Genomic DNA, 20,885 nt, shown 5'->3' with positions numbered 1-20,885 from the left:
GGCCGGGTTCAGGAGACCGCCGTGGAGGCGCGGACGACGAGGGTGGTGGCGAGCTCGATGTGCAGTGCCTCGGGCCGGTGGCCGTCGAGCACGCGCATGAGCTGGGTGACGGCGATGCGTCCCATCTCCTGCAACGGTTGGCGGACCGTGGTCAGGGGCGGGTCGGTCGCCTGGCTGAGGTCGATGTCGTCGAAGCCGGCGATGGCGAGGTCCACCGGCACCCGCAGGCCGCGTTCGCGGGCGGCCTGCAGGGTGCCGACCGCCACCTTGTCGTTGAAGCAGACGATCGCGGTGGGACGCGGGGCCTGGTCGAGCAGGTCGGCGGCGGCCAGCCGGCCCGCGGCGGTGTTGGCCTCGATGTGCCGCAACCGGTTGGGGGCCAACAGGATTCCGGCCTGGGCGAGCGCGGCGCGGTGGCCGGCCAGCCGGGCGTCGCTGGCCAGCCACTCCTCGGGGCCGGCGATGACGCCGATGTCGCGGTGGCCGAGACCGATCAGGTGGTCGGCCACGGCCCGCGCGCCGGAGAGGTGCGCGGCCGAGACGGCGGCGACGTCCGGCGGCGGCGGGGTGCGGGGGTCGACCACGACGAACGGGAAACCGCTGCGGGACAAGGCGACCAGCTGGTCGCCGTCCTCCGGGGGCAGGATGAGGATCGCGGCGTCGACGTCCTCCTGGGCCGGCAGGCCGGGCAGCGCGGCACTGTGCTGGCCGGACTCCCCCGCGTCCAGCAGCAGGCGCAGGCCGTGCAGCTTCAGCGTCTCCGCGATCGAGGACACGATCAGGCCGAAGTAGTCGGTGAGCACGTACGGGCAGCGGACGTAGACGGTGCGCGGCCGGACGGGCTCGGCGGCCGGCAGCTTGCGCCGCTCGACGGCCCGCAGGACCAGGTCGCGTGTCCGGGGGGCCACGTTGACGTGGTCGTTGAGCACACGGGAGACGGTCGCGACCGAGACACCTGTCTCCGCGGCGATGTCGCGGAGCGTCGCACGCGGGTTATCCGGCATGGCGCTGTTTCAGGAGACCAGGCTCGCGTTCCACCTGGTCAGTATAGCCAGACCGGCCCATGGGGTTGACGCTGCCGAAGCACGGGGTGTTTCATCATGAAAAGCACTTGTTTCACAGTGATTGATCTACTGTTACATCCTGCGGGTGCTCAGCCAGAAGGACGACGATGAGAACGATCGCGATCGTGGCCCTGCTCCTCGGTCTCACGGCCGTGCCCCCGGCGCAGGCCGCCGCCGGGAGGGACGTCCCGCGGGCCCAGGTGTGGGTGACCACTCCGGACCGGGCCGAGCTGATGGCGCCGCGCGCGCCCGTCACGTTCGGCACCACGCCCTCGACCCAGCCGACGATCGTCGTCGACCCGGACCGCGCCTACCAGACCGTCGACGGGTTCGGCGCGTCCATCACCGACTCGTCGGCGGCCGTGCTGGCGGGCCTGTCCCCCGCGGTGCGGGCCGACACCATGCGCAAGCTCTTCGACCCGGTGCGCGGCATCGGCGTGAGCTTCCTGCGCCAGCCGGTCGGCTCGTCGGACTTCACCGCGTCGGCGCGGCACTACACCTACGACGACGTCCCGGCGGGCCGGACCGACTTCGCGTTGCGGCACTTCAGCATCGCCCACGACGAGGCGACGGTCCTGCCACTGCTGCGCGCGGCGAAGCGGCTCAACCCACGCCTGTCGGTGATGGCCACGCCGTGGAGCCCGCCCGCGTGGATGAAGACCACCGGCTCGCTCGTCGGCGGCCGGCTCATCGACGACCCGGCGGTCTACGACGCCTACGCGCGCTACCTGGTGCGGTTCGTCCAGGCCTACCGCGCCGCCGGCGTGCCGGTCGACTTCCTGTCGGTGCAGAACGAGCCGCAGAACCGGACCCCGGACGCCTATCCCGGCACCGACATGCCCGTCGCCCAGCAGCTGAAGGTCATCGCGGCGCTCGGCCCGATGCTCCACCGGGCCAGCCCACGCACCAGGATCCTGGCCTACGACCACAACTGGGCCACGCACCCGAACGACGTCGCCAACACGCCCCCGGGGTCCAGCCCGGAGACCGACTACCCGTACGAGATCCTGCGCGACCGGGCGTCCCACTGGATCGCCGGCACCGCCTACCACTGCTACTACGGCGACCCCAGCGCCCAGACCGCCCTGCACGACGCGTTCCCCGACAAGGGAATCTGGTTCACCGAGTGCTCGGGCTCCCACGGGCCCACCGACCCGCCGGACAAGATCTTCCGCGACACGCTGGTGTGGCACGCCCGCACGGTCGCGATCGGCACGACCCGCAACTGGGCACGCAGCGCGGTCAACTGGAACATCGCCCTGGACGCCACCGGCGGCCCACACAACGGCGGCTGCGGCACGTGCACCGGCCTGGTCACCGTCGGGCCGGACGGCTCGGTGACCACCGGCGCCGAGTACTACACCATCGGGCACCTGTCGAAGTTCGTGAAGCCGGGCGCCCGCCGTATCGCCAGCACCTCATTCGGCACCACCGGCTGGAACGGCCAGATCATGGACGTGGCGTTCCGCAACCCGGACGGCTCCACCGCGCTGGTGGTGCACAACGAGAACGACGACCCGCGGACGTTCGCCGTCGACGTCGGCGACCGCACGTTCGAGTACACCCTCCCCGGCGGCGCACTCGCCACGTTCACCTGGCCGCGGAGCGGGGAACTGCGGAGCAGGCTGGACCTCGTGCCCCGCCACGGCGCGACCGCCACCGCGTCGCTCGGCACGGACGCCGCGCTCGCCGTGGACGACGACGCCTCGACCCGCTGGTCCAGCGAGACGGCCCAGGCGCCCGGCCAGTACCTCCAGCTGGAGCTGGGCGCACGCCAGCACTTCCGCCGCGTCGCCGTCGACAGCGGCGGCAACCTCGGCGACTACGCGCGCGGCTGGCGCCTGGCGGCCAGCGACGACGGCACCACCTGGCGCACCCTGGCCGCCGGAACCGGCGCCGGACAGCTCACGAACATCGACGTCCGGCCCACCAGCGCCCGGTTCCTGCGGCTCACCGCCACCACCGCCGCGAACAACTGGTGGAGCGTCGCCGACGTCCGGCTCTACGACTGACCTCTCCACAACCGGTGTGGAGACTGCTCCCAACCCTGCAAGGAGCATCATGTCGATATCCAACACACGCCGGCGGGTGGCCGCCGTCGTGACAGCGGTCCTGGCCACCGCCGGGACGTTGCTCGCGCTCCCGGCCGCGCCGGCGCTGGCGGCGACGACCGCCAGCGTCTGGCTCACCACCGCCGACCGGTCGAACCTCCTGCGACAGCAGGGGAACGTCTCGTTCGGCACCGGCGGCAGCGGATCTGTGATCACCGTGAACCCGAACACCACCTACCAGTCGATGGTGGGCTTCGGCGCCTCGCTCACCGACGCCGCGGCGTGGAACATCTTCAACTCGCCACGGCGCGACGAGATCATGAACGCGCTGTTCAACCCGGGCAGCGGCGTCGGGATGAGCTGGCTGCGCCAGCCGGTCGGCGCGACGGACTTCTCCCGCGGCTTCTACACCTACGACGACGGTGCGGCCGACCCGAGCCTCTCCCGGTTCTCCGTCGCGCACGACAACGCCTACATCCTGCCGCTGGTCAGGCAGGCGAAGGCGTTGAACCCGAGACTGTCCATCATGGCGACGCCGTGGAGCGCGCCCGCGTGGATGAAGACCAACAACAACCTCGTCGGCGGCTCCCTGTCCGACAGCCAGATCGGCGTATACGCCGACTACCTCGTCCGGTTCGCCCAGGCGTACGGCGCCGCGGGCGCCCCGGTCGACTACCTGAGCGTCCAGAACGAGCCCAACTTCTCACCACCCGGCTACCCCGGCATGCTGATGTCGGCGACCCAGCAGTCGAACATCATCAACAACCTGGCGCCGAAGCTGCGCTCGGCGGGCCTGTCCACCAAGCTGCTCGGCTACGACCACAACTGGGACGACACGAGCTACGCGCAGCAGGTCAACAACAGCACGGGCGGCAACGTGGTCGGCTCGGCGTGGCACTGCTACGGCGGCAACCCGAGCGGACAGTCCACGGTGCACAACGCCCAGCCGAACAAGGAGATCTTCTTCACCGAGTGCTCCGGCACGTCCTCGGCCGACGACGCGGCCACGTTCCGGGACTCGTTGCGCTGGCAGGGCATCAACCTCGCGGTCGGCACCACCCGCAACTGGGCCCGGACCGTGACGACGTGGAACATGGCCCTGGACGCCGGCCACGGCCCGGTCATCGGCAGCTGCGGCAACTGCATGGGCGTCGTGACCACCAACGGCGGCAACGTCACCTACAACGCCGAGTACTACGTCCTGGGTCACCTGAGCAAGTTCGTCCAGCCGGGCGCGGTCCGCGTCGACTCCACCGGCTACGGCGAGGGCGGCATCCAGAACGTCGCGTTCCGCAACCCGGACGGCACGATCGTGCTCGTCGCCGTCAACAGCGGCGGCACGCAGAACTTCCAGGTCTCCTACGGCGGCCAGTCGTTCGGCTACCAGCTGCCCGGCGGCGCGATGGCGACCTTCACCTGGCCGGGCAGCGGCGGCACCACGCCACCGCCCACCGGCCGCACCGGCCCCGTCAGCGGGCTGGGCGGCAAGTGCCTCGACGTCACCGACGGCTCGACGGCCAACGGCAACCAGCCGCAGATGTGGACGTGCTCGTCCGGTCCCAACCAGCAGTGGACCCTCGGCACGGACGGCACGATCCGCGGCCTGGGCAAGTGCCTGGACGTGACCGGCAGCGGCACGGCGGACGGCACGGCCGTCCAGCTGTGGGACTGTTTCGGTGGCGGGAACCAGCGATGGACCTACTCCTCGGCCGGTGACCTGGTCAACGCCGGCAGCGGCAAGTGTCTCGACGTGAAGGACCGCAGTACCGCCGACGGCGCCAAGCTCCAGATCTGGACCTGTACCGGCGCGTCCAACCAGAAGTGGACGGTGCCGGCGTAACAGCTCGTTCGTGAAGGGGCGCCGCGTCCGCCGGCACCCCTTCACGAACGTCCCGGCCACTGGCCGCGCAGCCCTGCTACGCCGACGGGGAGCCGGGTTTCTCCGTCGCCTTCGGGGAGCCGGACACCGTGGACACGACGGTGCCCGGGCCGTCGAGCGCCCGCGCCAGCAGCCGGTCGACGGGCACGCCGCGGATGGCGGCGTCCAGCACCTGCACGGTATGCGCGACCGGCAGGCGCCGCCCCATCCGGGCCAGCGTCGTCGCGACCTGCATCCAGCAGCCGGGGTTGGCCGTGACCATCACCTGGGCGCCGGTGGCGAGCACCGCGTTCGCCTTGCGTTCCCCGAGCTCACGCGCGGGCCCGGGGTTCAGTAGGTTGTAGGTACCCGCGCTGCCGCAACAGATCTCGGCCTCACGCAGCTCCCGCAGCTCGACCCCCGGGATGCCCCGCAGCAGCCGGCGCGGCTGGTTCCGCACGCCCTGCGCGTGCCCGAGGTGGCACGCGTCCTGGTAGGCGACGGTCATCGCCAGCGGGTGCCGCTCCGCGACCGGGCCCAGCTCGTCGAGCAGCTCGCTGATGTCGCGGGCCTTGGCGGACAACGCTTTCGCGCGCTCCGCCCACGCCGGCTCGTCACGCAGCTGGTGGGCGAAGTCCTTGAGGTTGGACCCGCAGCCGGCCGCGTTCACCACGACGTTGTCCACCCCGGCCGCCTCGAAGGTCTCGATCACCCGTTTGGCGAAACGGAGCGCCTCCGGCTCGCGGCCGGCATGCGCGGACAGCGCACCGCAGCAGCTCTGGCCGCGCGGCACGACGACCTCGCAGCCCTCCGCGGCCAGCACCCGGACGGTGGCGGCGTTGACGTCGGGGAAGAACGTGCCCTGCACGCAGCCGGTGAGCAGCCCGACCGTGCGGCGCCTGGTGCCGGCGGCCGGCGTTCGCTCGGCCAGCTTCGCCATCCTGCCGAGCTTCGGCGCGAGCGCCTCCATGGCCTGCAACGGTTCCGGCAGCCTGCGCAGCAGTCCGACGCGGGCCACGAGCCGGCCGAGGCCGCTCGCCTGGTAGGCCCGCAGCGGACCACGCAGCACCCGGAGTCGCCGGGGGTACGGGAACAGGGCGTAGATCAGCCTGCGGAGCCACCGCTGCGACGGCGGTCGCGTCACCCGCCGCTCCAGCTGCGCGCGGGTGGCCTCGATCAGCTTGTCGTACTGCACGCCGGACGGGCACGCGGTCACGCAGGCCATGCAGCCGAGGCACTGGTCGAGGTGCCGCACGCTGTTCGCGTCGAAGACGTCGCCGGCGACGCCGGCCTTCATGATGTCGATGCGGCCGCGCGGGCTGTCCATCTCCTCGCCCCACAGCACATAGGTGGGACACGTGGGCAGGCAGAACCCGCAGTGGACACAGTCGCTCAGCAGCGCGGGGTCCGGCGGGTGGTGCTCGTCGAACGCGCTCCCGCGCGGCGGTCCGCTGGCCGGCATGCCGAGCCCGACGGTCGCGCCGGGGGCGCTGGCCGCGATCGGGCCGCCCTGGCCGAGGTCCACCGGCCTGCGGGCGCCGACGGCCTCGGCGGCGGCCTGGTCGGTGGCGCGGCTCGCGCCATCGGGCAGCTGGTTCGAGTCCGTGGTCATCACAGTCCTCCCAACAGGCGACCGGGCGACAGGCGTCGGCCGGGGTCGAACTGGTCCTTGACGCGGGTCATCAGCCCGAACGAGTCGGGCACCGGCCCCCAGTGGTCGACCGCCAGGCCGGCCGGCCTGTCGAGGACGACCGCCGACCCGTCGTACGGCGCGATCGCCGCACGCAGTGCCGCCAGGTCCGTGTCCGCCGGCACCGACAGGTAGGCGACGCCGGTGCCCGCGGAGGCGGTGCCGGCCGCGGCCGCGGGCAGCGCGGCCAGCACCCTAGGCAGGGCGTGCGGCTCGTAGGCCAGCCGCAGCACCACTCCCCCGGTCGGTCGGGCGCCGAACCAGGGCGGTGGCTCGTGGGCCCGCTCACCGCCGCCCAGCAGCTCGATCGCCGCGGCCGACTGTGCGTCGACCGAGGCCGGGATGGACTCGAACAGCACGACCAGCTCCCCCGAGCCGCCCTCCCAGCGCAGCTCGACCGCGGACGGGGTGAGGGTCGACCGGACGACCAGGCTCGCGAGCCTGCCGGCCTCGGCGGCGTCGGCGACTCCGACGGCCACCGTGCCGGCCGCGGCCGGGAGCGGGTGCAGCCGCCACGTCGTGGACACGAGCACGCCGAGCGCCCCGTGCGCGCCGGTGTAGAGCTTGCCCAGGTCGTAGCCGGCCACGTTCTTCACGACCTTCCCGCCGGAGCGGGCTGTGGTGCCGTCCGCCAGCACGACCGTCACACCGATCAGCAGGTCGCGCACGGTGCCGTAGCGCAGGCGGCGCGGGCCGGAGGCGTTGGCGCTGACGATGCCGCCGAGCGTCGCGCCCGGCTCGGGCGGGTCGAGCGCGAGCATCTGGCCGTGCTCGGCGAGCCGTGCCTGCAGGGTCGCGAGCGGCACGCCCGCCTCGGCGACGACCACCAGGTCGCCGGGCACGTGCTCGACGACGCGGTCCAGCGCGGTCGTGCGCAGCAGCAGGTCGCACGAGGCGGGCGGCGCGGCCCAGCCGGTCTTGGTGCCGGCGCCGACCGGGACGACGGTGCCGGTCGTGGACCGCAGGACGTCGGCGACCTCACCGGCCGAGGAAGGGGTGACGAACCCGGACGGAGTGACGCCAGCGATCGAGGAGGAACTCAGGGCCGCCACGTCAGAACACCTCTCCCAGCGCCGGGTCGGGTGCGGTGTCCGCGGTGCGCACCCCCGGCCGCTCGCCGCACAGCCGCGGGGTCGGGAAGAGCTTGCCGGGGTTGGCCAGGCCGTCCGGGTCGAACGCACAGCGCACGAGCTGCATCGTGTCGAGGTCCGCCGGGGAGAACTGACCGGCCATCTTGGACTTCTTCTCCAGGCCGACACCGTGCTCGCCGGTGATCGAGCCGCCCGCCTCGATGCAGAGGTCGAGGATCGCGAACCCCAGGTCCTCGGCCGCCTTCGACGCGCCGGGCACCGCGTCGTCGAACAGGATCAGCGGGTGCAGGTTGCCGTCGCCGGCGTGGAAGACGTTGGCCACGCGCAGGTTCGCCTCGTCGGCGAGCGTGCTCATCGCGGCGAGGATCTCCGGCAGCCGGGTGCGCGGGATGACGCCGTCCTGCACGTAGTAGGACGGGCTGATCCGGCCGACCGCCGCGAACGCGGACTTGCGGCCGCGCCACATCAGCGCCCGGTCCTCGGCGTCGGCGGCGATGCGGGTCTCGAACGCGTGCCGGGCCCGCGCCAGCGTCTCGACGTGCCCGAACTGCTCGTCCACCTCGACCTGCGGGCCGTCCAGCTCGATCACGAGCACCGCCTCGGCACCCCCCGGATAGCCGCACCGCACGGCGGCCTCGGCCGCCTCGATCGCCAGCGCGTCCATCATCTCGATGGCGGCCGGCAGGATCCCGGCCGCGATGATGTCGCTGACCGTGCCCGCCGCGTCGGCGACGGAGTGGAAGCCGACGAGCATCGTCTGCACGGACTCGGGCACCCGCAGCAGCCGGACCGTCACCTCGGTGACGACGCCGAGCGTGCCCTCGCTGCCGACGAACGCGCCGAGCAGGTCGAAGCCGGGGTGCTCCGGCGCGCGGCCACCGAGGTGCACCACCTCGCCGTCGGCGAGCACGACCTCCGCGCCCATCACGTGGTTGACGGTGAACCCGTACTTGAGGCAGTGCGCGCCACCCGAGTTCTCCGCGACGTTCCCGCCGATGCTGCACACCTGCTGCGACGACGGGTCCGGCGCGTACAGCTGGTCGTGCGGAGCGGCCTCGCGGGTCACCCACAGGTTGATCACCCCGGGCTCGACCACCATCCGGGCGTTGTCGGGGTCGACGTCGACGATCTGGCGCAGCCGCGACAGCACGATCAGCACGCCGTCCGCGACCGGCACCGCCCCGCCGGACAGGCCGGTGCCGGATCCCCTTGCCACGAACGGGATGCCGGCCTCGGCACACAGCTTCACCGTGCGCACCACGTCGTCGCGGTGCTCGGCGAGGACCACGACGCCCGGGCGGACCCGGAACGCCTCCAGCCCGTCACACTCGTACGTGCGCAGCTGCGCGGGATCGGTGAGTACCTTGGCCGCGCCGATCGCGGCCCGCAGCCGGCCGGCCAGCTCAAGCGTCCGCGGCGATGCCTGCTCCGCGATGTCCTTAGCATCTCCTGGGGAACTCATACCGACCATGGTGCAAGGCCGGAGCGGGATTCGCGCCATCGAAGAGGGCGGTAGTTCACCCGCACGGGCCCGGGCGAGCCACCACGATCCGGCGGAAGCCGGCCGAGTCACCCCTCGTTCAGCGTGGCCCGGGCGGTCGCGCGCACCAGTTCGGACCACTCGTCGCGGTCGTCCCGGATGGTGCGGCTGATCTCCACGTGGACGAACGGGGTTCCGCGCTCGGCCGCGTCGCGGCCCTGCACGTTGGTGGTGCCCTCGAGCCGGCCGCAGTCCTGCCGCCACGAGCGGCACACCTGGAAGTCCTCGGCGAGCTGGTCGGCGACGCGGCGCACGTAGCCGCCCGGCTCGCCGGCACCCGGGGAGACCACCACGTCGCTGTCCGGCAGGTTGTCGTCGTGGAAGCCGTGCAGCTGGACCTGGGGCAGGCCGCGCCCCGCGAGGTCGCTGGCGACGGCCTGGAACATCGAGTCCGCGTGGTGGGCCACGTCGGCCGCGCCGTCGCCGGCCTTCCGGTGGGCGCCGGCGACCAGCAGGACCGAGCCCGGCACCGACCGGTACAGCGCCAGCCCGACCTCCTCCGTGTGCAGGTCGGAGTTGGGGTGCGGCACCTCGATCACGAGCCGAGGCGGCGCGGACCGGTCGACCAGGTACCAGCCCCACGCACGTTCGCCCGGCGGGTTGACCAGGAGCCCGAAGGGCCGGCCGGTCTCCTCGTCGTTGCCCGTCCGCACGGTGAACCCCGGGGCGTGGGCGGGCCTGCCCGCCTCCAGCGCGTGCAGCGCCAACAGCAGCCTGCGCCGTTCGGCCGGCCCGGGTGGGCGGTACGGGTCGCCGGCGTGCAGGCCGGCGGCGAACTCGCGGAGCTGCGCGCCCAGGTCGGTCGCCTCGCTCGGTGCGGCCGCGGGTTCCTCGCGGGTGATCACCAGGAACGTGCCGGTCACGAGCACGACCCCGAGCACGAGCCACAGCGCCGGCCGTCTCAGGACACTCATCGGCGCGCAGCTTAGAGCCACCGGGCCGTACCGCCTAGTGCGGTGTCCACCAACGTTCGCCGGGTCTCTCGGCTGCCCAGCGAGCGCCGGGCCGGCGAGACGGCGTTGCCGATCCGCCCAGGTACGGTCCAGCACGAGGGCGAATCGGCGCCTTGCCAGCGGAAACCTGGATCCACCGATAGACCCACCAACATCGGTGGACACCGCACTCGTAGGCAGTTGCCCGTTCGACCAAATCGGCAAGAACCGCTTCGGGGCCGCCGTACGTATTGATCACGACGGGAAACTGGCCGAACACGGATCTAGGGTGAAGCGCGCAACCATGGGAGTCCGAACCAGACGACCGCGCCCTCAGCCGGGGCACACGCTGACCGACCAGCTGCCGGAGAGCGGCTTCCCCGCCGGTGTCAGCACCCCGTCGGTCACCGTGTTCGCCCTGCTGCTGCTGCATGCGGGGCTGTGTGCGGTGCTGCTCGGCGGCAGCGGGTCCGGCACCGTCTCCGCCGCCATCGCCGAGTCCCAGGCGCAGCTCGTCCGGGACGCCGGTTCGGCCGTCGGCGCCTCCGCCAGCCAGGGCATCGCCGACCTCCGCGCGGCGACGGCCGTGCCGGCGGCGACGCCGGAGGACCTGCTGACGCGGCTGTTGCAGAACGGGAACTGGCGCGGCGCGGCCGTGCTGGACGCCCGCACGCGGGGCCTGGTCGCGTCCCGCGGTGAGCCCGTCTCGGTGCAGTCGGTCCCGAAGACCGTGACCAGCACGACCGTCACCCCGGTGGTCGGCGGCGACGGCGCGCTGCGCGTGGTCGTGGCCGAGGCGTTGCCCGACGGCCAGGTGCTCGTCGCCGCCCGCGGCACCCGGCTCCCGGACGCCACGTCCGGCGGCGGCCGGCGGGCGGCGCTGCTGCTCACCACCGGCGACGGCAAGGTCATCGACGCGCGCGGCACCCCACCGGGCAAGGCCGACAAAGACGTCAACCGGTTGGTCGCGCTGGCCAGCGCCGCCGGGGCGGCCGGCGAGAAGGGCAACCTGACCGGCAGGACGGTCACCGGCCCGAAGGGTGGCGTCGAACAGCCGACGGTCGTGTACTCCCCCGTCTCGTCCGCCCAGGTGAGCGGAACGCTCGGCCTCGCCGTGGTGTCGGTGGTGCGTGCGCCGGTCACCGCCGCGGGGCCGGGCGGCAACGGTCTCGTGCCGGCGGTCGCGCTCGGGTGTGTGGCGGCATTCGGCCTCCTGCTCGTCCGGCGGGTGCTGGTCGCCCCGGTCCGGCGGCTGCGGGCCGACGCGATCGCCGTCGCCGACGGCCGGCTGATGACGACGCACGTCAGGAGATCGCGAACCCGGGAGGTGGACCGGATCGCCGCCGCGTTCGAGCACTGCCGTGCCGAGCTGGGCGGCGAACCGGAGCGTGCCGTGGGGCGCAGGCGCGCCGGGCTGGCCCCCGCGCTCGCGATCGGGCTCACCACGGTCGCCGTGCTCGGCTGGTCGGCCGGGGTGGCGTTCACCGTCGGCAGCCGCGACGTCGCCGTGCCCGACACGGTGGTGTCCAGCATCCGCGACCAGACCACGGCGGCGACGGAGGCGCTGCGGCGCAGCCTCAACGACGGGCTCGCCGACCTGACCTCGCTGGCCGGCGGCGGCAAGCCCGGCGAGGTGCGGTCGAGTCTCGACGAGCTGTTCGCCGGACAGTCCCGCTACCGCAGCGTGTACCTGGTCGACGAGGCCGGCCGTGCCACCTCGGTCGTCGGCCGCGAACCGCTGCGCACCGCCGAGCCGCTGCCGGCGGAACCCGGTCTCAACCTGCGGCGGGCCGGCGCCCCGGTGCCCGTGCTGTTCGCCAACGCGCCGCTGCCGAACGGCCAGGCGCTGGTCGGCGAGTTCGACCTGGACCACATCGCGCGGCTCCTCGGCCGCGCGCCGGGCTCGGTACAGCTCGTCGACAACGGGCTGCGCACCATCGCGGCCACCGACGGCTTCATCGCCTTCGCCGACCTGAGTGTGGAGCTGCGCGACAGCGCCATCGAGTCCGGCGGTGGCCGCCCGGTCGCCAGGACACAGGAGGGCACGACCGGACGGGCCGTGATCGTGTCCGCCCCGCTGCGCGGCGGGGCGAGCGGCAAGCTCGGGTGGAAGGTCGTCGCCGAGCAGCCGGTCACCGACCTCGCGCTGCCCGGCAACGAGCTGCGGCGCAACGCCATGGTCGCCGCGCTGGTCGCCGCGCTCCTCGCGCTGCTGCTGTTCGGCTGGCAGTACCTGCTGCTGATCCGGCCGCTGCGCCGGGTGGCCGCGGCGGCCGACGAGATCGTCGCGGGCCGGTACGGGTCGGTGGTCTACCCGCAGCACCAGGACCAGGTCGGCACGATCGCCTCGTGCCTGGAGATCTGCCGGCAGGCGATGACCGACGGGGTGCGCAGGCTCGGCGGCGCCCGCCGGCCCAGCGGCGCGGCGACCGACGCCACCGAGCTGATCGCCGTGGTGCCCCCGGCGCCCCCGCGCGGCCGCGGGCAGGCCAGACCTCGGTCCACCCGCAAGGCCACCCGCCCGGCCCCCTCCCCCGCCCGGCGAGGCCGCTGATGGTCTTCCTGTACTGCGTCCTGCTCGGGGGCGCCACCGTGCTGCTGTTCGCCGGCATCGTCGAACAGCGCCGCCACTACGCCAACCTGGCGCGGATCCCGCGCCGGATCATGATCAACGGGATCCGCGGCAAGAGCTCGATCACGCGGCTGTGCGCGGGCGCGCTGCGGGGCGGCGGACTGGTCACCGTCGCGAAGACCACCGGTACCGCGGCCAGGTTCATCCACCCGGACGCCAGTGAGGAACCGGTCTACCGCAAGTTCGGGATCGCGAACGTGATCGAGCAGGTCGGCATCGTCCGGCGGGCGTCGGCGTACCGGCCGGACGCGCTCGTCATCGAGTGCATGGCGGTCATGCCGGACCTGCAGGGAATCAGCCAGGACAAGCTGATCCGCTCGAACATCGGGGTGCTGTGCAACGTCCGCGAGGACCACCTCGCCGAGATGGGCCCGACGCTCGACGACGTCGCCAGGTCCCTCGCCAGGACGATGCCGGTCGGCGGGGTGTGCGTGACCGCGGAGCGGGAGCGGCTGCCGCTGCTCAAACGCGAGGCGGCGCGACGGGACTGCAAGCTCGTGGTCGTGCATCCCGAGACGGTCACCGACGAGGAGATGGCCGGGTTCAGCTGGATCACCTTCAAGGAGAACGTCGCGATCGCGCTCGCGGTCGCCGGCCTGCTCGGGGTCAACCGGTCCTCTGCGCTGGCGGGCATGTGGTCCGCGCCGCCCGACCCGGGCGTGCTCGAGGTCAAGCGGTACCTCGTGACCGGCAAGCTGCTCCGCGTCGCCAACGTGTTCGCGGCCAACGACCCCCGGTCGACGCTGATGAACGTGCGCCGCCTCCTCACCTCGAAGGCCATCACGAGACCGTTGCACCTGGTCATCAACTGCCGGCCGGACCGGATCGAGCGCAACGGCCAGATGGGCGAGCTCGTCGCGGACATCGAGCCGGAGCGGGTCGTGCTGATCGGCACCCCGACCCGCAGCGCGCGGGTTGCCATCCCGCAGAAGTGGCACGACCGGATCGTCGACCTCGGCGGCACCCGCGACGCGCTCGAGCTCGTCGCCGAGATCATGGGCGGGATCGACGAGCAGGCCTCCCTCGTCGCCGTCGGCAACATCCACGGCCAGGGCGAGCTGCTGCTCGAACAGCTCGCCACGCTGCCGGAGGCGCCCGCCGCGACCGTGCGGGAGCCACGCGACCGGCCGCTCGACCGAGAGCGCCCACGGCCCACCCCGTACCGGCGTGACGTCGCGGCCAGTAGCCGCCAGCCCCAGCCGAACGCGGCCATGACGCAACCACTGCCCCGCATCCGGCACCGGAGCGAGCCGTGACCGTCTACAACCTGGTACCCGAGGTGGCCACCCTCGGGTTGGCGATCGGGTTGCTGTTCTCGCTGATCTGCTACCTGACCACCAACCTGTCCCCCGGCGGCATGATCACCCCGGGCTGGGTGGCCCTGACTCTCGTCGAGGACTACCGGCGGGCGGCCCTCGTCGTGTTGATGACCGCGCTCACCTTCGGCGCGAGCAAGCTGCTCCAGCAGGCGGTGATCCTCTACGGCAAGCGCCTGTTCGCCGCGGTGGTGCTCACCGGCGTGCTGTTCCAGAGCACGCTGTTCCTGTTGATCCAGCGGGACTTCCCGCTGCTGTTCGCGCACCAGACCCTCGGCTTCGTCGTGCCGGGGCTGATCGCGTACCAGCTGGTCCGGCAGCCGCCGGTGTCGACGTTGCTCGCCACCGGCACGGTCAGCTTCGCGAGCTACGGCGTGCTGGCCAGCGGGGTGCTCGTCGGGCTGGTGCCGACGATTTGAACCAACCGTTTGAACCAACCGTCCCGCGAGGACGTGCGTGAGGGCATGGCACGTGACCCCGGCAGGCAGGGCGCCAACCGCGCGCTGCGAACAGGCGTGGTGCTCGCGGTGATCGGGTTGAGCGGGTTCGGCGTGGTGCAGTTCGCCCGCCAGCACGCGAGCGGCGACGCCGCGACCGCACCGCCGGCGACCGCGGTGGCGATCCGGAGCGAAGGCGGCTCGGCCGCCCCGGCCGAGGGCGCGCCGGCCGCGGGCCCGAGCTTCGACCGGCTGGCGAACCCACCACGGACCGTGGTGCGGGACCAGACCGGCGCGGTGCTCGCCACGTTCACCGACGGCGCGCGGACCGTGGCGCTGACCGGCCCGGCACGGACGTTCGCCGAGCCGCGGTTCACCAGGGCGACCATCACCACGACGACCTGGGTCCGGCTGGCGCCGGAGGCGTGGACGCCCGGCGCCGAGTCCGCGCCGTGGTTCGCCCGGTGGTTCGACACCGCCAGGAAGGACACGACCCCCGACGTGTTCGATGTCGCGATGCAGTACTTCGACGGCGCCGCCGCGGAGAAGAACACCGACGGTCTGCAGGTCCGGGGTGACGCGATCTTCGGGCCCGTGGAACCGCAGGGCTACGCGCGCCTTGAGCAGTCCGACTTCATGGACTACCTGGGCATCCGCTACTCGTTCCCGGACATGGGCACGAAGCTGCCCAAGCCCGCGCACCGGGGTGCGCTGGACTGTTCCGGCTTCGTGCGGATGGTGTACGGCTTCCGGCTCGGCTACCCGTTGCTGGGCACCAACAACCCCGGCCCCGGCCTGCCGCGGCGCGCGTGGGCCATCGCCGAGAACGGGCCGGGCGTCAAGCTGATCCCCAACACCCGTACCCGGGTCACCGACTACGACGCGCTGCAGCCGGGTGACCTGTTGTTCTTCGAGGTCGAGGGCACCGCGGACGAGCTCGACCACGTCGGCGTCTACCTCGGCATCGACTCGGCGGGCCACCACCGCTTCATGTCGAGCCGGGAACGGGCGAACGGCCCGACGTTCGGCGACCTCGGCGGCACGTCACTGCTCGACGACGGCGGCATGTACTCGCAGGGCTGGCGTGCCGCGCGGCGCATCTGACCACGGTGTCGAACGGTCGGCGTGCCCGCCGCCGAGGTCCGCGGCGGGCACGTGCACGGTAAGGGAAATGGTTCGCACAGCGGGAACGCCGTGAATTTCTCCGATGTCACACACCGACATCCCGCTGGTTGCCGGCCGGCGGATGCTGGAAAGCACCGACACCGCGCACGGGTAGTCGTGCACCGAGTTCCGCCGGATTCTCGGCACACGTCGGCACCACCCGCTCCACATCGATCTCCTCGCGCAGGATGACGTCGATCCGGGCCGATGCCCTGCGTAACGCGCGCCGGACCAGAAGCAACACCGTGACCGCCAACGCGCAGACCAGGATCGGCATCAGGCCGACGACCGGTGTCTCCTGCCAGGTGGCCAGTGCGGCGGACAGGCTGAGCACCCCGACGACCGACGCTCCGGCCAACAGGGTCGCGCGGGCGGAATAACGACTGAAAACTCTCGGTAACATATCCGGGCGCCCCCATCCTCGTTGTGGTTTTCGAATTGGTCGTTATTTCTTTGTTCGTTTCGACAAACCACGGCGTTACTTGTTCACCAAACAACTACCTACTCACGCACAGTGATCACCGTCGAGAAGAACCGCTGTGACGCGCATTACACACTGTGATATCCCGAATCTAAAGTGAAATTGGTTCACAAATTGCGACTCGGTGACGCATGGACCACTCACAGTCGGTACGTCACCCGAGTGAGTTAACGACCGCGGAAGACGTCCAATCTCGACCAGGTGGGCGTCCAGGCCCCGTCTCCTCGGCCGGCCGGCCGGTGGACCCCCGTTCACCAGTGCGAACGAGCCGCCCGTGGGCCGGTCGGCGGTGCGGGCCAGGTTGCTAGCGTGTGCGCGATGTCTGAGCGAGGACGACCCGGGCGCCTGGTCGACGGCCGGTTCGAGCTGCTGGAGCGGCTGGGTAGCGGTGGGATGGGGACGGTGTGGCGCGCCCGCGACGTGGGCCTGCACCGCGAGGTCGCCATCAAGGAGGTGCGCCCGGCCGACTCCGCGCTGCTCGAGCACAACCCGGTGCTGGCCGCCCAGCAACGGGAGCGTGTGCTGCGTGAGTCCCGCGCACTCGCCCGGCTCCAGCACCCGAACGTGGTCTCGATCTACCAGATCATCGAGTCGCCGGACTCGCCGTACCCGTGGATCGTCATGGAGCTGGTCCGCGGCACGTCCCTGGACTCCCGCCTGCAGAGCGGCGCGCTCACCCCGGCGGAGTCGGCCCGCATCGGGCGGGACGTGCTCGCGGCGCTGCGCGCGGCACACGCGGCCGGCATCCTGCACCGCGACGTCAAGCCCGGCAACGTCCTGCTGCGACCGGACGGCGGCGCCGTGCTCACCGACTTCGGCATCGCCGCCATGCACGACTCCACCCAGCTCACCGCGACCGGCGAGGTGATCGGCTCCCCGGAGTACATGGCCCCGGAACGGCTGCGCGGCGACGAGACGCAGACCGCCTCGGACCTCTGGTCGCTCGCGATGCTGCTGTACGTGGCCGTCGAGGGCTACCACCCGATGCGCCGCGCCACCACGATGGCCACCCTCGCCGCGGTGATGACCGAGCAGGTCCCGCCACCGCGGCGCGCGGGCGCGCTCGGGCCCGCGCTCAGCGCGGTCCTCGTGCACGATCCGGCCGCCCGGCCCACCGGCGAGCAGCTCGACCTGATGCTCGCGGCCGCCGAGCACGGGGCGCTCGGGCCCCTCACGCCCGCGGGACCCGCCTTCCCGGCGCCGCACACCCCGGCGGGCGCCTTCCCGGCACAGCACAGTGGCCCGCAGGCGCCGCGGTACCAGCAGCCCTACCCCGCCTACCAGCCGTCGGAGCCGGTCACGCGGCCGCCCACCGCACGCGGGCGCGTCGTCGCCGTGGTCGCGTCGTACTCGGTGAGCGCCGTGGTGGTGATCGCCGCGATCGTGTTCCTGCTCAACAGCTTCCGGGGCGTGGACGACCCGTCGAAGTCGAACACGGGCTCGCACGGCACGGTCCCGAACGTCGGTGGACGCCCGTCGACGACCACCCGCGCGCCGGCGGAGGACCTGCTCACGCCCGCCGGCGCACGCAAGGTCGTCGACGCGCTGAAACCGGTGATGGGCGGCAGCAAGGTCTCCGACTTCACCCTCTACGTGGACAGCGCGTCGGCCACCGCGCCGGCCAAGGGGGTCAAGAACGGCTACGACGACTTCGTGTACCGCGACGGCGCCGCGACCCGCGCACGCCCGGACACGGTGGACGCCGACCGGACCGTGCTCGACCTCGACACGGTCAACTGGGACGCACTGCCGGCCCTGTGGGCGCGGGCGAACAAGGAGCTGGGCGTCGACCGGCCGACCAGCCGCTACGTGGTCGTGGACACCGACATCATCGACGGCACCCCGTCGATGAAGCTCTACGTCTCCGACGACTACGGCGCCGGCTACCTCGCCGCCGACCTGGCCGGCAACGTGACCGACCTCTACCCCCGCGGCTGAGCCCGGGGCGCGGCCGGTGTGTCCACACGAGATTGCATCGGCGGTCAACCACGCGTTCACGTCACGGAAACCAACGTGGCGGCCCCGCTGACATAGTCTCTCGCCATAATCGACGAGATTGATCCATTCATCGGCACGGCCGCCACCTCACTGCCCGCGGCGCAGGGGCTGGCGGCTACCTGGTGGTCGCCGAAACCGCAGGTGGGCAACACCCATCCGGGTGCGACGTTCCCGCTCGGCATGGTCTCGGCCTGCGCGTACTCCGGTGCGTACCCGACCGGCTACGGCCAGTACACCAAGGGCACCGAGGGGGTGCCGGAGGAGCTGTTCGGCCAGCTCCAGGCGTCCGGTTTCACCCACTTCCAGCAGTCCGGCACCGGCGCGATCCGCAAGTACTACAACTACGTGCGGGTCACCCCGATGGTCCAGCAGCTGGACGTCCTCGGCGTGTCCTGGCCACTGCGGGACGAGGCCGCGGAAGCCGGCTACTACGCGGCCACGCTCGACACGGACATCCGGTGCGAGCTCACCGTCGGTGCCAAGGTCGCGATCCACCGGTACACCTTCCCCGCGCACCGCAGTGCCCGGATCGTCGTCGACCTGTCCATCGGCGGCCTGGCCATCGACCTCGGGCGGACGGTGCCGCTGCGGGCGCACGTGGAGAGCCTCGGCAACGGCCGCGCCCAGGGCACGGTGGTCGTCGAGGGCATCCCGCTCTCGGTGTACCTGGAGGTCGACTGCCCGGGCTGGCGCCAGATGCTGTGGCACGACAGGAGACTCATCGAGGGCGGCACACGGCTGGACTTCGACCGCATCAGGCCGACCACGCTGCGCCCGTTCGGGATGCTCTACATGGGACCGACGACCGCGGGCCAGCAGGTCGAGATCCAGATCGGCTTCTCACTGCGCGGCTGCGACCAGGCCAGGGAGAACCTGTACCGCGAACGCGGCGGCGGGTCGCCGGCGTTCGACGACCTCCGGGCCAGGACCGCCGACCGGTGGCGCGACCACGTCGACCGGATCGAGGTCGAGGGCGGCTCACCGGCCCGGCGCCAGGTGTTCGCGACGGCCCTGTACCACTCGCTGATCAAGCCGTGCTTCGCCGACGACGAGAGCCCGTTCTGGCCGTCCTCCGGGCCCTTCGCGTTCGACGTCTGCACCATGTGGGACATCTACAAGACCCAGCTGCCACTGCTCACCGCGATCTGCCCGGAGCGGGCGGTCGACCTGCTGGAGTCACTGATCCGGGTCTGCGAGGAGGAGGGGAACTTCCCCATCGGGTACCGGATGGCGCGCGGCGCGGACAGGTTCTTCCGGCAGGCGAGCGCGCTGGTGCACACCGCGCTGGCCGACGTGCACGCGCTCGGCCTCGGCGACCTCGACTGGGCGTGGGCGCTGGTGCACATGCACGACGACCTGCGCCGGATGTACGGGGAGGACTTCTACGAGCACGGCGTCGTGCATCCGATCTCGCACACCCTCGACCTCGCCTACGCCTGCCACTGCACCTCCGGCGTCGCCAGGGCCCTGGGCGACACGCGGCTGGCCGACGACCTCGACCGGCGGAGCCGCCTGTGGTCCAACGCCTTCGACCCGGCCACCGGCCTGCTGTGCGACTCGTCGTTCTACGAGGGCGGCAAGTGGAACTACTCGTTCCGGCTGCTGCACGACATGGCCGCGCGGATCGCGATGGTCGGTGGTGACGACGCGTTCGTCGGCATCCTCGACGCGTTCTTCGGCTACGACGCGCCACGGGTGACACAGCCCGGCCGCCGGCCCGACCCGGCCGAGATGCGGGCCGGGTACGCGCTGAACCGGTTCGAGGGGCTGAACAACGAGCCGGACATGGAAGCGCCGTGGTCCTACCACTACGCGGGCCGGCCGGACCGCACGGCCGAGATCGTGCACGCCGCGCTGACCTGGCAGTTCGGCACGGGGCCCGGCGGGCTGCCGGGCAACGACGACTCCGGCGGGCTGAGCTCCTGGTACGTGTGGGCCTCGCTCGGGCTGTTCCCGGTCGCCGGGCAGAGCATGTTCCTCGTCAACGCGCCCGCCTTCCGGCGCGCGACCCTGCACGTCGGGGCGCACGACTTCGTCGTCGAGACGCGAGGGCACCGCGAGAACTCGATCAGCTCCGACGGGCTGGACGGCGTCCCGCCGCCGCAGTACGTGCAGTCGGCCCGGTTGAACGGGAAGCCGCTGGAGGCGGCGCACCTGAGCGCCGCCGAGGTGCACGCCGGCGGCCGGCTGATCCTGGAGCTCGGCCCGCAGCCGTCGGACTGGGGAACCAAGCTCCTGCCACCATCGCTGTCCGACCCCATCGGGAAGGGGACCCGCTCATGAGCAGGCGTCTGGTCATCGTGGTCCGGGCCGACCCGGTCATCTGCGGTCACTCGGGCGAGGCCCGCAACCTCGCCGAGGTCGCGCTCACCCGCGGCTTCTCCGACGTCAGGCTGCTGACGTGGCCCATCCCGGTCCTGCAGGCGGCGGGCCTGCCGCTCAAGCCGCTGGACGGGATCCTCCCCTACAGCAAGGGCATCACCGTGGAGCGGTCGTCGCCGCGTTCGCCGTGGCGTTCGCCCTGTTCTCGCCCGCGCCTTCGGCCGGCGCGGCCACCAGCACGCCGGTGGTGTTCGTGCACGGCTACACGGGCAGCGCGTCCAACTGGGTCACGGCCATGTCGGTGTTCCG

General features: G+C 72.3%; 14 protein-coding genes. 8 read left to right on the top strand and 6 right to left on the bottom strand.

Translation table 11 applies throughout. The features are described 5' to 3' along the window. Positions 1-8: 8 nt before the first annotated feature. Positions 9-1,004, bottom strand: a complete 996-nt coding sequence (locus tag VET29_RS38615; protein WP_324930495.1) for a LacI family DNA-binding transcriptional regulator — start codon at positions 1,002-1,004, stop codon at positions 9-11. 167 nt (positions 1,005-1,171) lie between these two features. Here VET29_RS38615 and VET29_RS38610 point away from each other — a divergent pair, with 167 nt between their 5' ends. After that, positions 1,172-3,076: a discoidin domain-containing protein gene (locus VET29_RS38610; protein ID WP_324930493.1), complete on the top strand. Its 1,905-nt coding sequence runs from the start codon at positions 1,172-1,174 to the stop codon at positions 3,074-3,076. Positions 3,077-3,125: 49 nt separating this feature from the next. Continuing rightward, complete coding sequence (locus VET29_RS38605; RefSeq protein ID WP_324930490.1) at positions 3,126-4,955, top strand: ricin-type beta-trefoil lectin domain protein; 1,830 nt, start codon at positions 3,126-3,128, stop codon at positions 4,953-4,955. Between the two features lie 76 nt (positions 4,956-5,031). On the opposite strand, the gene VET29_RS38600 is transcribed toward VET29_RS38605, so the two are convergent. The 4 genes from VET29_RS38600 to VET29_RS38585 all read right to left on the bottom strand — a co-directional run bounded on the left by VET29_RS38600 (position 5,032) and on the right by VET29_RS38585 (position 10,208). Next, positions 5,032-6,435, bottom strand: coding sequence for a (Fe-S)-binding protein (locus VET29_RS38600; protein WP_414636719.1), 1,404 nt, complete (start codon positions 6,433-6,435; stop codon positions 5,032-5,034). A 149-nt stretch (positions 6,436-6,584) separates the two neighbouring features. Then, positions 6,585-7,715 (bottom strand): FAD-binding oxidoreductase, encoded by a 1,131-nt coding sequence (locus VET29_RS38595; RefSeq protein ID WP_324930485.1) that lies wholly within the window; start codon positions 7,713-7,715, stop codon positions 6,585-6,587. A 1-nt stretch (position 7,716) separates the two neighbouring features. Continuing rightward, positions 7,717-9,216 (bottom strand): FAD-linked oxidase C-terminal domain-containing protein, encoded by a 1,500-nt coding sequence (locus tag VET29_RS38590; RefSeq protein WP_324930481.1) that lies wholly within the window; start codon positions 9,214-9,216, stop codon positions 7,717-7,719. A 107-nt stretch (positions 9,217-9,323) separates the two neighbouring features. Continuing rightward, entirely contained in the window at positions 9,324-10,208 is an 885-nt protein-coding gene (locus VET29_RS38585) for a hypothetical protein (RefSeq protein WP_324930479.1), read from the bottom strand. Positions 10,209-10,530: 322 nt separating this feature from the next. Here VET29_RS38585 and VET29_RS38580 point away from each other — a divergent pair, with 322 nt between their 5' ends. The 4 genes from VET29_RS38580 to VET29_RS38565 are packed head-to-tail and all read left to right on the top strand — an operon-like array spanning position 10,531 to position 15,715. Then, entirely contained in the window at positions 10,531-12,780 is a 2,250-nt protein-coding gene (locus VET29_RS38580; RefSeq protein ID WP_324930476.1) for a HAMP domain-containing protein, read from the top strand. Beyond that, positions 12,780-14,114: a poly-gamma-glutamate synthase PgsB gene (gene pgsB, locus VET29_RS38575; RefSeq protein ID WP_324930473.1), complete on the top strand. Its 1,335-nt coding sequence runs from the start codon at positions 12,780-12,782 to the stop codon at positions 14,112-14,114. Before VET29_RS38580 ends, pgsB begins: the two co-directional genes overlap by 1 nt. Further along, complete coding sequence (locus VET29_RS38570) at positions 14,111-14,593, top strand: poly-gamma-glutamate biosynthesis protein PgsC/CapC (RefSeq protein WP_324930471.1); 483 nt, start codon at positions 14,111-14,113, stop codon at positions 14,591-14,593. Before pgsB ends, VET29_RS38570 begins: the two co-directional genes overlap by 4 nt. 45 nt (positions 14,594-14,638) lie before the next feature. After that, positions 14,639-15,715 carry an NlpC/P60 family protein gene (locus VET29_RS38565; protein WP_324930468.1) on the top strand — a complete coding sequence of 359 codons (1,077 nt, stop codon included), beginning with the start codon at positions 14,639-14,641 and terminating at the stop codon, positions 15,713-15,715. 106 nt (positions 15,716-15,821) lie between these two features. Here VET29_RS38565 and VET29_RS38560 read toward each other — a convergent pair whose 3' ends face one another. Continuing rightward, entirely contained in the window at positions 15,822-16,133 is a 312-nt protein-coding gene (locus VET29_RS38560; RefSeq protein ID WP_324930465.1) for a hypothetical protein, read from the bottom strand. A gap of 441 nt (positions 16,134-16,574) precedes the next feature. Between VET29_RS38560 and VET29_RS38555 the strand changes: the two genes are divergently transcribed. Continuing rightward, complete coding sequence (locus VET29_RS38555) at positions 16,575-18,194, top strand: serine/threonine-protein kinase (protein WP_324930462.1); 1,620 nt, start codon at positions 16,575-16,577, stop codon at positions 18,192-18,194. 105 nt (positions 18,195-18,299) lie between these two features. Continuing rightward, the gene (locus tag VET29_RS38550; RefSeq protein ID WP_324930562.1) at positions 18,300-20,537 is read left to right on the top strand and encodes a glycoside hydrolase domain-containing protein; all 2,238 of its coding nucleotides are present in this window, start codon (positions 18,300-18,302) and stop codon (positions 20,535-20,537) included. The last annotated feature ends 348 nt before the right edge of the window (positions 20,538-20,885 follow it).

Origin of the sequence: Actinophytocola sp., assembly GCF_035634895.1 — a bacterium.
Lineage (GTDB): Bacteria > Actinomycetota > Actinomycetes > Mycobacteriales > Pseudonocardiaceae > Actinophytocola.
This window is presented reverse-complemented; position numbering and strand designations above follow the sequence as displayed.